The sequence below is a fragment of the Natronosporangium hydrolyticum genome, assembly GCF_016925615.1.
GTDB lineage: Bacteria > Actinomycetota > Actinomycetes > Mycobacteriales > Micromonosporaceae > Natronosporangium > Natronosporangium hydrolyticum.
Genome location: NZ_CP070499.1, coordinates 684,022 through 695,555, shown reverse-complemented (window position 1 = coordinate 695,555; position 11,534 = coordinate 684,022). Strand labels below are relative to the sequence as shown.

12 protein-coding genes are annotated in these 11,534 nt (G+C 69.5%); 5 read left to right on the top strand and 7 right to left on the bottom strand.

Features of this window, described 5'->3' with window-relative positions; genetic code table 11:
- The first annotated feature begins 15 nt into the window (after positions 1-15).
- From JQS43_RS03110 to JQS43_RS03100, 3 genes are read left to right on the top strand one after another with little or no spacing between them, the layout of a single operon-like run.
- On the top strand, positions 16-1,212 hold the full coding sequence (locus JQS43_RS03110; protein ID WP_239677543.1) for an enolase C-terminal domain-like protein: 1,197 nt from the start codon (positions 16-18) through the stop codon (positions 1,210-1,212).
- A 10-nt stretch (positions 1,213-1,222) separates the two neighbouring features.
- The gene (locus JQS43_RS03105) at positions 1,223-1,903 is read left to right on the top strand and encodes an RraA family protein (protein ID WP_239677542.1); all 681 of its coding nucleotides are present in this window, start codon (positions 1,223-1,225) and stop codon (positions 1,901-1,903) included.
- Positions 1,904-1,908: 5 nt separating this feature from the next.
- Positions 1,909-3,051 carry a Gfo/Idh/MocA family protein gene (locus tag JQS43_RS03100; protein WP_239677541.1) on the top strand — a complete coding sequence of 381 codons (1,143 nt, stop codon included), beginning with the start codon at positions 1,909-1,911 and terminating at the stop codon, positions 3,049-3,051.
- Positions 3,052-3,063: 12 nt separating this feature from the next.
- On the opposite strand, the gene JQS43_RS03095 is transcribed toward JQS43_RS03100, so the two are convergent.
- From JQS43_RS03095 to JQS43_RS03075, 5 genes are all read right to left on the bottom strand, one after another.
- Positions 3,064-3,993 (bottom strand): SMP-30/gluconolactonase/LRE family protein, encoded by a 930-nt coding sequence (locus tag JQS43_RS03095; protein WP_239677540.1) that lies wholly within the window; start codon positions 3,991-3,993, stop codon positions 3,064-3,066.
- Positions 3,993-5,051: a Gfo/Idh/MocA family protein gene (locus tag JQS43_RS03090; protein ID WP_239677539.1), complete on the bottom strand. Its 1,059-nt coding sequence runs from the start codon at positions 5,049-5,051 to the stop codon at positions 3,993-3,995. The genes JQS43_RS03095 and JQS43_RS03090 overlap by 1 nt, the downstream gene beginning before the upstream one ends.
- A gap of 67 nt (positions 5,052-5,118) precedes the next feature.
- Positions 5,119-6,021 (bottom strand): carbohydrate ABC transporter permease, encoded by a 903-nt coding sequence (locus JQS43_RS03085; RefSeq protein WP_239677538.1) that lies wholly within the window; start codon positions 6,019-6,021, stop codon positions 5,119-5,121.
- A gap of 1 nt (position 6,022) precedes the next feature.
- Positions 6,023-7,003, bottom strand: coding sequence for a carbohydrate ABC transporter permease (locus JQS43_RS03080; protein WP_239677537.1), 981 nt, complete (start codon positions 7,001-7,003; stop codon positions 6,023-6,025).
- 6 nt (positions 7,004-7,009) lie between these two features.
- The gene (locus tag JQS43_RS03075; RefSeq protein ID WP_239677536.1) at positions 7,010-8,209 is read right to left on the bottom strand and encodes an ABC transporter substrate-binding protein; all 1,200 of its coding nucleotides are present in this window, start codon (positions 8,207-8,209) and stop codon (positions 7,010-7,012) included.
- 505 nt (positions 8,210-8,714) lie between these two features.
- Here JQS43_RS03075 and rpmF point away from each other — a divergent pair.
- Both rpmF and JQS43_RS03065 read left to right on the top strand, forming a co-directional pair.
- Complete coding sequence (rpmF, locus tag JQS43_RS03070) at positions 8,715-8,894, top strand: 50S ribosomal protein L32 (protein ID WP_239677535.1); 180 nt, start codon at positions 8,715-8,717, stop codon at positions 8,892-8,894.
- A 162-nt stretch (positions 8,895-9,056) separates the two neighbouring features.
- Entirely contained in the window at positions 9,057-9,383 is a 327-nt protein-coding gene (locus JQS43_RS03065) for a RidA family protein (protein WP_239677534.1), read from the top strand.
- Positions 9,384-9,399: 16 nt separating this feature from the next.
- On the opposite strand, the gene JQS43_RS03060 is transcribed toward JQS43_RS03065, so the two are convergent.
- On the bottom strand, positions 9,400-10,335 hold the full coding sequence (locus JQS43_RS03060; protein ID WP_239677533.1) for an NAD-dependent epimerase/dehydratase family protein: 936 nt from the start codon (positions 10,333-10,335) through the stop codon (positions 9,400-9,402).
- Between the two features lie 210 nt (positions 10,336-10,545).
- Complete coding sequence (locus tag JQS43_RS03055) at positions 10,546-11,481, bottom strand: hypothetical protein (protein ID WP_239677532.1); 936 nt, start codon at positions 11,479-11,481, stop codon at positions 10,546-10,548.
- Positions 11,482-11,534: the final 53 nt, after the last annotated feature.

Below are 11,534 nucleotides of genomic sequence, written 5' to 3'. Positions count from 1 at the left end.
AGCTACGGAGGTCTCGTGACCATCACCGCCGTCGAGGCGCGCCTTTTCCGCTACCAGGGCAGGGTAGGCCGCACCTGGGATGGGAACCTCTCCGTCGACAACCCCGGGGAACGGCACGAACTGGTGCTGCGGATCGAAACCAGCGACGGTCACTACGGGGTTGCCTTCGCCGAAGACCCGATGCTGGTGGACGGCGTACGAGACCGCCCATGGGTCCTCAACGAACTGCTGGCTCCGGCGCTGCTGGGCGAGGGCCACGAGTACCGGGAACGGATCTGGGGGCAGCTGCGGCGGCTGCAGCGGCTGCACCGGACCGCGATCGGCGATCGCACGCTGTGCCTGGTCGACCTGGCGCTGTGGGACCTCGCCGGGCGGGAAGCGGGCAAACCCGTCTACCACCTGATCGGCGCGGCGCGCGACCGCGTCCCCGCGTACGCCAGCTCGGTGGTGGCCCGCCTCGACGACCCGGCGATGGCCACCCCGGCCGCCTTCGCCGACCTGGCGCAACAGTGCGTCGAACGTGGCTTCACCGCCTTCAAGCTCCACACCTGGTCGCCCTGGGACGACGCGCAGCGCTCCATCGCCCGGGACATCGCCGCCTGCCAAGCGGTCCGGGAACGGGTCGGCTCAGAGATCGAGCTGATGCTCGACCCGTTCCACTTCTATACCCGCACCCAGGCCCGCAACCTCGGCCGGGCGCTCGAGGAGCTGGACTTCGCCTGGCTCGAAGAACCCATGGACGAAGACTCCACCGCCGCCTACGTCTGGCTCTGCGACCAGCTGGAGCTGCCGATCGCCGGCCCGGAGGTCGCCGAGGGCAAGAGCGGGATCCGGGCGGAGTGGATTGTCCGCGGCGCCTGCGACCTGGCCCGGGTCGGCCCGGTGGACGTCGGCGGCATCACCCCGATGCTGAAAGTGGTCGGGCTCTGCGAGGCGTTCAACATGCCGCTCACCTTCCACCTCGGCGGGCTCGCGAGCCTGCACGTCATCGCGTCGATGCCGCAGCCCGGCGCGCACTTCGAGTACGGCCTGCTCCACCCGGAGGTCGACTACGAGGCGACCCCGCCGTGGCTGACTGCTCCCCCGTACCAGCTGTCCGCGGACGGGATGATCGACCTGCCCACCGTCCCCGGGCTGGGGTGGCAAGTGGACTGGGAGTACATCGAGGCGAACACCATCGACACCGTCCGGGTCACCGCAGACCGCACCTAGAGAGGCCACCATGAACCCTGAGGACATCAGCGCGCGGCTGCGCGCACTCGACGTCGCGCTGATCTTCGACGCCGTCGAGGCCCTGGGAGGTACCCCCCGCTGCCTCGATCTGGGAGTACGGCACCAGTCCGGCACCGGCCGCCTGGCGGGCCGCGTGCTCACCGTCAGCGGCCGGCCCGACCCGAGAGCCCGCTCCGAACGCGTCCCCCCGCCGTGGGACGAGTTCCGGCTCTTCGAGGCGGTCCGGCCCGGTCACGTCCTACTCATCTCGACCGGCGGCGAGCAGGTCGCCGGCGTCTGGGGCGAGATCCTCAGCACCGCCGCCCGCGAACAGGGCGCGGTCGGGGCGGTGGTCGACGGACTGGTCCGGGACGTGGCGGCGCTGCGGGAGATGCCCCGGTGGGAGGTGTTCGCCCGCGGCACCAGCCCGGTAGAGGGCAACGGCCGCTGGCAACCATCGGAGTTCGACGTGCCGATCGCGGTGCCGGGAGCGCTCACCAACCACGTCCGCGCCGACCCGGGAGACTGGCTGGTCGCCGACGAGGACGGCATCCTGCTGCTCGCCGCGGACGAGGTCGAGACCGTCCTGGAGACCGCCGAACAACTGCTCGAGCGGGAGAGCGCGACCCGTCGCGACCTGCTGGCGGGAGACTCGTTCGCGGTGGTCTACGGGCGCTACCAGACCTTCTGATCGCCATGACCGACCTACGCATCGCCCTGATCGGCGGCGGCTTCATGGGCAAAGCCCACGCGCTCGGCTACGTCGCCGCCCCGATGTTCTTCTCCGCCGCAGTCCGCCCGATCCGGCAGGTGCTGGTCGAGCAGACCGAGGCGTTCGCCGCCGCCCAGGCCCACCGGTACGGGTTCGAACGCTGGACCACCGACTGGCGGGAGGTGGTGGCCGACCCGAGAATCGACGCGGTGGACATCGCCACCCCGAACGACAGCCACGCCGAGATCGCGATCGCGGCGGCCGAAGCCGGCAAGCACATCCTCTGTGAGAAGCCGCTCGCCCGCACCGCCGACGAGGCGGCCACCATGCTGTCGGCGGTCCAACGCGCCGGCGTCATCCACATGACCGCGTTCAACTTCCGGCGTACGCCGGCGATCGCGCTCGCCCGCGAGATCCTCGACGAGGGCCGGCTCGGCACGATCCAGAACTTCCGCGGCACCTACCTGCAGGACTGGCCGGCCGACCCGGACCACCCGTACGCGTGGCGGTTCCAGCGGGCGGCGGCCGGCTCCGGAGCGGTCGGCGACATCGCCTCCCATGTCCTCGACATCGCCCGCTACCTGGTCGGCGAGGTGAGCGAGGTGACGGCGATGACCCGCCGCTACATCGACCAGCGCCCGATCCCGGACCCCACCGGCGGCGAGCAGACCCCACGGTACGGGAAGGTCGATGTGGACGACGAGGTGTTGGCGTTGCTGCGCTTCGAAGGTGGCGCGGTCGGCTCGCTGGAGGCGACCCGGGTGGCGCACGGCCGGCACAACTACCTCACCTTCGAGATCCACGGCAGCGGCGGCACGCTCTGCTTCGACTACGAGCAGCGCGACCAGCTGCGGGTCGCCTACGCCGATGAGCCGGCCAACCGCCGCGGTTTCCGGACCATCTACACCGGACCGCCGCACCCCTACGGTGAGGGGTTGTGGCCGGGGCCCGCGCTCGGGATCGGCTACGGCGAGACCAAGATCATCGAGTGTCACGAGTTTCTCACCGCGGTCGCGGAGCAGCGACCCGCCACTCCGGACTTCGAGGACGGCTATCGGGTGGCGCGCATCGCCGACGCGCTGCTGGCCTCGGCGGAGACCTCGACCTGGACCCCGGTCGCCCGCTGAACCCCTGCCGGCTCAGCGTGCGCCAGCGACCCGCAGCGGCGCCAGGTATAGCGACGAGGTCGCGGTGATGAAGAGCTGGTTCCGGTCGGGGCCGCCGAACTCACAGTTCGCCGCGATCTCCGGCAGCCGGATCCGGCCCAGCAGCCGCCCATCCGGCGTGTAGCACTGGATCCCCTCCCCGGAGGAGACCCACAGGTGGTCCTGCGCGTCGACCCGCAGCCCGTCCGGCCAGCCGGGTTCGACCACCGCCACCACCCGCGAGTTCACCAGGGTGGCGTGGTCGACGACATCGTAGGCCCGGATGTGGTGCGGACCGTCCGGGTCATGGGTGACCGCGCTGTCGGTGACGTACAGCACCGTTTCGTCGACCGAGAACGCCAGACCGTTCGGCTTGACCAGATCGTCAGCGACCACGCTCAGCCGTCCCTGGCGCGGGTCGAACCGGAACACGTAGCAGTGGCCCAACTCGCTCTCCGCCTGGTAGCCCTGCTCGTTGGAGAGGATGCCGTAGTCCGGGTCGCTGAACCAGATCGTCCCGTCCGAGCGCACCACCACGTCGTTGGGCGAGTTCAACCGCGCCCCGCCGAAATGCCCGACCACGCCCACCACGCTGCCGTACGGCTCGGTCCGCGCAATCCGCCGGGTGCCCTGCTCGCAGGTGACCACCCGGCCCTGCTGGTCGAGCGTGCTGCCATTGGCGAACTGGGACGGGCGACGGTAGACCTCCGCGCCGGCCGTGGCCGACCATCGCCACATCGTGTCGCCGGGCACATCGCTGAAGAGCAGGTCGTCGGTGGCGGGCCGGTAGACCGGCCCTTCGGCCCAGGTCAGCCCGGTGTGCAGCCGCCGGGGCGGGTCAGCGGCCACCACCAGCGCCCGGAACGCCTCGTCGTCCACCACGTATCCGGGCGGCTGGCCGGCCGCCGCCATCCCGGCCGCCACTAGACCGACCTGAGCTCGTCCACCCGGACCGGTCGCTCCTGTCGGATCGCGCGGTCTACCGCGTGCGCGGCCAACGAGGCCTCCAGCCCGTCCCGGAACGTCGGCTGCGGGGTCAGGCCCTGACGTACGCAGCGGGCGAAATACTCCAGTTCCCGGCGCAGCCCGCCGCTGACTCGGGAGTGCCACAGCGCATCCGGGTGGCCGGTGCCGGAGATCCGTGAGCCCGGCGCGATCTCGCACCCCGCCTCGGTGTTGACCGTCAGGAAGTTGGTGAACTCGTCGAGGTAGACCATCCCGGCGGTGCCGAAGACCTCGGTCCGCTTGTCGGTGGTGGCGCCCCACGGCAGAGTACAGGCCATATCCACAGTGGCCAACGCGCCGCCGGAGAGCTTGGCGATGGCGGTGAAGACCCGCTCGGCGCCGGAGCGGTCACCGTCGAAGTGCCGGGCCAACCCGTACACCTCGACGATTTCCTGGCCGGTCAGGTGGCGCACCAGATCCCACATGTGGGGGCTCGCCTCCAGCAGCGCGCCACCGCCGGCGGCCTTGTTCCACTGCCACGGCCCGTGCGACTCGTCATGCTTGGCGGTGGAGAACCGGAAGTTGGTCCGGATGTGCTCGATCTCCCCCAGCTCGCCCGCGTCCCGGAGCAGGCAGAACTCCTCCGCGGAGACCGCGAACCGGGCCGGGAACCCGATCATCGTCGGCACCTGCGCCTGCTCCGCCGCCTGCACCATCTCGGCCATGGTCGGCAGGTCGTGCGCGAGCGGCTTCTCGCACAGCACACCGACCCCCCGGCGGATCGCCGCCAGCACGATCTCGTGATGGTAGGCGGGCGGCACGGCGACGATGACGGCGTCCAGCTCGACGGCTTCGAGCAACGCCGCCGCCGAGTCGAAGTGGGGAACCCCGAACCGGCCGCCGAGCTCCGCCGCGGCCTCGGCGGCGGCGTCCGCCACCCCGGCCAACTCCATCCCCTCCAGCTTGGTCAGGAATTCGGCATGGACCCCACCGATCCAGCCGAGACCGATCACCCCGATACGCGCTGTCTGCGACACGGTTGTTTCCCTTCGTCTACGTCGTCGTTTCTCCGGTTGCGGGCAGGACCGCCCGAGTGATCTGTGCCTACTTCAACGCGCCATCCATCAATCCGCCGACGATGTACCGCTGGAGCAGCAGGAAGGTCAGCAGGATCGGCGCGCTGGCGACCGCGGCACCGGCCATCAGCAGATTCCAGTAGGTCGTGTACTCGGTGACGAACTCGGTGAGCGTCGCGGTGATCGGTCGCAGCGCCGGATCGGTCACGAGGGTGAGCCCGAAGACCAGGTCACCCCAGGTAAGGATGAACGACAACGACGCGATGGTGACGATGCCGCCGCGGGCGAGCGGAATCGCCACCCGGATCAGCGTCTGCAGCGGGTTGCAGCCGTCCAACCGGGCGGCGTCCTCCAGCTCCGCCGGGAGACCGGCGAAGAACGGGCGCAGGATGATGACCGCGAACGGCAGCACGATCGTGGTGTTCGCGATGATCAGACCGAGGTGCGAGTTGGTCAGCCCGACCGAGGCGAACAGCACGAACAGCGGCGTCGCGATGACGATCGTCGGCAGCAGCTGCGCCATGATGAACGACAGCGACGACACCTCGGCTCCCCTGCCACGCCAGCGGGCCAGGCCATAGGCGGCCGGCACCGCGAGGAACAAACCCAACACCATCGTCCCGGTGGCGACGATCGCGCTGGTCCGCATGCTCTGCAGGAAGGCGCTGTTGGAGAGCACGCTCTCGAACGCGCCCAGGTAGAGGTCGGTCGGGACCAGCACCGGCGGCACCGTAGCCACATCGGACATCGGCTTCAGCGACGTCGAGATCATCCAGTAGACCGGGAAGAGGTAGAGCGCGATAAACGACCACATCACCACGGCCCGGATCCGGGCTGCGCGGCGCCGGCGACGCTCCGCCGCGGTGATCGCTGGCGGCTCCGGCGCGGCGCCCTTGGCCGGGGCTGGGTCAGTCGTTGTGACATCGTGCATCTCAGTGCCGCCTTGCCGAACGCAGGTAGAGGATGCCGAGGATGAGCGGGAAGAGCATGAGCACCACCGCGGCGGCCGCCCCGGTCGAGAAGTCGTGCACCCGGAACGCCATGTGGTAGGCGTAGAGCGGCAGCACCTCGGTCGCCCTGGCCGGTCCACCGCCGGTCATGATGTAGATGGTGTCGAACGCCTTGAAGGTCCAGATCGCCGCGAGCAGCAGCACCGTCAGCGAGACCGGCTTCATCAACGGCAGTGTCATGTGGCGCAACGACTGCCAGTAGCCCGCACCGTCGACCCCGGCGGCCTCGTAGATCTCTCTCGGCAGGGTCCGCAGGCCGGCCAGCAGCAGCACGGTCAGGAACGGCACCCCGACCCAGATACTCGCGGCGGTGACCGACACCAGCGCCAGGGTGGGATCGGAGAGGAAGAAGATCGCCTGCTGGGTCAGGCCCACGCTGACCAGGATGTGGTTGATCAGGCCGAAGGTGCCGTCCAGGAGCCACCGGAACAAGCTGCCCGAGACCACCGGCGGCAGCACCCAGCCGACCAGCAGCAGCGTCCGTACCCAGGACTGACCACGGAACCCGGCGTTGAATACCAGCGCGATCGCGAAGGCGATGACGAACTGGAAGACCAGCGAACCGACCGAGAAGAGCAGCGAGACCCACAGCGCGTTGCGGAACCGCCGGTCCCCCAGCATCTCCACGTAGTTGTCGAGCCCGACGAAGGTCGCCTCACCGGCGAGGAACGCCGCCAACCCACCGCCGCGGAGGCTGAGGTTGATGTTGTACCCGATCGCGTACCCAATGGTTCCGAGCAGAAACAGCGCCGCCGGCAGAATGAAAACGTTGGGCGGGCGGAACACCGCCGGCACACCGACCCGGCGGGTCCGACGCGGTCGGGACCGGCCGGACTCCGGCCCGGCGGAGGCTGGTGCCTCCTCCGCCGCGGCCGGAGTCTGGCTGGTGCGAACAGAACCCATCGACGGTTACCTACCGAGCGCTTCGATCTGCGCGGCCGCGTCCGCCAGCGCCTGCTCGGTGTCGGCGCCACCGACCAGCACCGCGTGGATCGCCTCGGAGAGCGCCTCCTGGACCTCGGGCCAGACGTCGATGTACTCCGCTGGCGGAGCCTGCATGTAGGCCCCCTGCTCCAGGAACGCCTCCATCTGGGGGTTCTTCTCCACGAACACCGTCTCGCCCTCCAGGTCGGTACGGTGCGGGATGCTGTTATGGTCGAGAGTCCAATCCAGAGCGACGTCCCGGCTCTGCAGCCACTCGATGAACGACCACGCCGCTTCGGGATGGTCTGTGCTGGCGCTGACCCCGATGTTCTCGCCGCCGGCCTGCGACGCGCATTCGACGTCACACGGTAGCGGCGCGACCGCCCAGTCGATCTCCACGTCGTCGGCGCTGAGGGCGTCGAGGTTCCACGGACCGTTGACCATCATCGCGACCTGGCCGCTGGCGAACTGCTCCCGGAGGTCGTCGTGGCCGTAGGTGACGACATCCGGCGTCATCGCCTGCGTCTCGATCATGTCGCGCCAGACGTTCAACGCCCGGACGCCGGCCTCGCTCGCCAGGTCATCGACGCTGCCGCCCGCCTGCCAGAGCCACGGGAGCCACTGGTAGCCGGTCAGCGACGGGTCGGCCGCGACGATGACCGCCCGCTGCCCGCCGTCGCTGATGGTCTCCGCGGCATCGTAGAACTCTTCCCAGGTCGTTGGCGGGTCGAGGTCGTGCTCGTCGAGGACGTCGACGTCGTAGTACAAGCCGAGGGTGTTGCTGGAGTTGGGAAGACTGAAGATCTCCCCCTCCTGCCCGCGTACCGAGTCGAACCGGCCCTCGTAGTAGAGATCCTCCTGCCCCCACTGTTCGACCTCGGCGGAGATGTCGCGGAAGACTCCGAGGTTGCCCCAGACGATGGTGTCAACGACATCGGAGATGAGGATGTCCGGCAGTTCGCGGGCGAGCGACCCCTGGATGACCGCGTCCGGGTAGTCGCTGTACGGGATTGCCCGGCGAACGATCTCGACGTCCGGGTTCTCGTCCGTGTACTCCTCGACCAGGTCGTCGATCACTCCCGCGATCGGATCCGCGTCGACCCACCAGTCCCACATCTCAAGCGTCACCGTGCCGTCGGCCGAGTCGCCCTGCTGCCCACCACCGCAGGCCGCCGCTGCGGTCACGACCGCTACCGCGGCCGCGGCCCACCGAGAAGCGCGCTTCGCGTTGCCGGCCCCACGGCCGGATCTCCCGCCACTACCTCGCGGAACTCCCATGTCGTTGTCTCCCCTCTGCCCCCATCACCGGCGCCAACCTCTGTTCACCTGGGGCTAAGCCGGTGGAGCGACCCTGACCTTATGTGAGCACCCAGCGCTGTAGCAAGAGGTGAACTACGGATCATTTAATGAAACAGCCAGGGGTAGCGGCCGTCGGGACCAGGTACGTCAATGACGAGGCGCGACCGAGCGACGCCCCCCGACTGACCGGACCCGTGGCCCCCGCGTCGAGCCCGGCTTAAACCATAGCCGCTTGAGCTGGAGAAACAGCTTGCCGCTGGCGACTGGCTAGATCGAAACCCAGCGACTCCGCAGCTGCGGCGGCGGCGGAAGGCAAACCTGCCCCGACCGCCACACTAGACCTTGTTCAAAATGGTTTCCGTTGTCAATAATTGCCGAACGGAGACCGCTCATGGCTGTACCGAAACGTCGCACCTCACGCTCCAACACCCGCCATCGCCGCGCCCAGTGGAAGGCAACCGCGCCGACGCTGGTCACCTGCCCATGCCCGCGGCAGGAGCAGATCCGGCCACACCGCGCCTGCACACATTGCGGTCTCTACCGTGGCCGCCAGTTCGAGGAACCCCGATGACCGGCCCAGCATCCAGCTGACCGGGGCCGCCCCCGTCGCCCCGCTTGGTACGTCAAATGGCGCCCGGTTCGCCGCTGTCGACCCGTTCTGTGAACCTAGTTGATCACCACTCACCCCCTCCAGGAAAGCCAAGCCCTCTACGCTCGTTGAAGGGAATCGCTGATGGCCGTCCAGCTGCTCACCCCAGAGGGCATGTTCCAACCGGTGCCGTACCACCATGTCGCGATCGGCGCCGGCGCCCGACACATCCACGTCGCCGGGCAGATCGCCCGCGACGGCGACGGAGCTCCGGTCGCCCCCGGTGACCTCACCGGACAGCTCCAGCAGGCGCTGCGAAACACCGCCCGCGGGCTGGCCGGCGCCGGCGCGAGCTTCGCCGACGTCGCACGGCTGCGGCTCTTCCTCACGGCGCCGACTACCTCTTCGAGCCCGACGTGCTGGTCGAGGTCGAGGCGTACGCGGTCCTCGACTGAGCTGGTCTCCTCCTGAGGCAACCCGCCGCGGTTCAGCGACCCGCAGGTGGCGCGGTAGCCGCGGCGGGCAGGAAGCCGGCTCGCCAGGTGGGATGGGACGGCTGCCAACCGAGGACCCGCTTGGCCCGGGCGTTGTCGGCGCCGCGCAGCTTCGTCATGAAGGCGACCCCCCATGGCCCGACCGCCCACCGCGCCAGGAAGGCGGGCGCACGCCGGGGCGGTGGGGCGCCGAGTTCGGTGGCGAACCGCGGCAGCCACTCGTACATCGGGGAGGGCTCGTCGTCGACGACATTGAGGACCTCGGCGCTCCCGGCGGTGAGCGACGCGGCCACCGCGGTGGCCGCATCGTGGGTGTGGGTGAACGAGAAGGTGGCGGTCCCGCCGCCGACCAGCGGCACCTGCCGGCGCCGCACCTGCCTGGTGAACGAACCGTCCGCGGCGTAGATCGTGCCGGGCCCGTAGAGGTGCCCGAACCGCAGCACCGTTCCGCCCGCCGCCAGTGTGTTCCTCTCCAGCTCTTTGAGCGCGCCCAGCACCGGGACGAACGGCGCCGGTGGAGCCGGCCACAGTGGCGTCTGCTCGTCGGCGGGGCCGGCGCCGTCCGGGTCGTAGGCGTACGCGAGCCCCTGCGCCACCACCCGGCCCACCCCGACCTGCCTCGCCGCAGTGAGCAGATTCCTGGTGCCATCGGTGCGCAGCCGGTTGGTCAGGGCGAAGTCGTCCGCCAGCCGCTTCGGGTTGATCTCCGCGGGGATGGCGGTGAGCAGGTTGACGATCGCCTCCGGCTCCGCCTGGCGTACCGCACGCAGCACCGCTGCCTGATCCAGCGCGTCCACCGAGACGATCCGCGCGCCGCTGTCGGTGCCGGCGCGGCGGGCCAACCCGACGACCTCGTGGCCCTCAGCGGCCAGCACCGGCATCAACTGCCGGCCGATCACGCCGGTCGCTCCGGCTACCAGTACCCGCATTGCGCCTCCTCGTGTGGCTGTGGCGTGGCAACGGCACCACGTTGTCACTGCACGGGCGAGGGCGGCAGTGCCTGCCGCATCGGCCAGAGGTGGCGATTGCACCTACCTGACCTGCAATGTGCACGGAGTGCTCGCCGGCTCCACGGACGACTCCGAGGCGGAGGCCGCGGCCGGCCGCCGAGGGCGCCCGCTCACGGCCGGTGTGTCCGGTCAGCCGTCCACGATGATCGTCAGCACGACGCCGCCCCATTCCCCGTCGAGGTCGGTGGACTGGCGGGTGCTGATGCTAACGGCAAGGCCGTCACCATCGACCTCGATCCCGACCTGTCGCCGCTGCCAGGTGTGCGGTTCCTGGCCCTCCTCCTCGAGGGAGTCCTCCTCGTCGCTGATCAACCATCCCGCGGGGAGCCGGTCCCGATGGTGATCGATGATCTCGACCCCCCGGTCTTCCTCGCCCCGGCCGGCGTCGTTCTCGTGATACTCGATCACATGTCGCGGCGTCCGCAGATCGTCCTGGTAACGCGCCTCGATGCTGTATCGCCACAGCTCAGCTGGCAGCTCCGGCAGTAGCTCGTACCACTCGGGAAGCTCGATCAGCGGCGGGTGCGCCGAGTAGGGAGCCCGCTCAGGAAACGATGCGGTATCGCGGGCAAGGATCTCGACGTGATCCTCCCGCTGGCTCACCGTCACCGAACCACCAGAGTCGGCGTGCTCGGTCACCAACCGCCACCCGGGATACCTGACGCTCGGGTTCTCCGCTGGGTCGAGCTCCTCATCGAGAACGATCTCCCAGCCCGCGTCCGGGAACGCGGTCCGGTAGTGATCGAGCGCCGCCGCTATCTCGGCGTCACTGCCGCCGCTGTACACCAGCTGCACACTGCGGCTGAGTAAGGTCCCCAGATCCTCTGTGATCTCCCCACCGTGGTTGATCACGTTCTCCCGCAGCGTAGCGCCGCCGAACTCCACTCCCTCCGGCGGCGGCGGGAACGCCTCGGGGAACCAGTCGGGCACCAACGGCTCCGCCTCGTCCGGGGTACTCGACGGAGTGTCCGCAACAAACTCTCCAGCCTCATCCGCCTGACCGCACGCCGACAGCACGGCGGCGACCAGAGTGATCGCGACGCCGTTTCGGACCGATCTCGACACAGCCGCTCCCCTTCTTAGACTCACCAGGCAAGCTTCGCACGGCAGATCCACTA

Coding starts and splice junctions, on each gene's coding strand:
- JQS43_RS03065 (WP_239677534.1), top strand. CDS start 9,057: ATGGCCGTCCAGCTGCTCACCCCAGAGGGCATGTTCCAACCGGTGCCG.
- JQS43_RS03060 (WP_239677533.1), bottom strand. CDS start 10,335: ATGCGGGTACTGGTAGCCGGAGCGACCGGCGTGATCGGCCGGCAGTTG.
- JQS43_RS03100 (WP_239677541.1), top strand. CDS start 1,909: ATGACCGACCTACGCATCGCCCTGATCGGCGGCGGCTTCATGGGCAAA.
- rpmF (WP_239677535.1), top strand. CDS start 8,715: ATGGCTGTACCGAAACGTCGCACCTCACGCTCCAACACCCGCCATCGC.
- JQS43_RS03085 (WP_239677538.1), bottom strand. CDS start 6,021: ATGCACGATGTCACAACGACTGACCCAGCCCCGGCCAAGGGCGCCGCG.
- JQS43_RS03080 (WP_239677537.1), bottom strand. CDS start 7,003: ATGGGTTCTGTTCGCACCAGCCAGACTCCGGCCGCGGCGGAGGAGGCA.
- JQS43_RS03105 (WP_239677542.1), top strand. CDS start 1,223: ATGAACCCTGAGGACATCAGCGCGCGGCTGCGCGCACTCGACGTCGCG.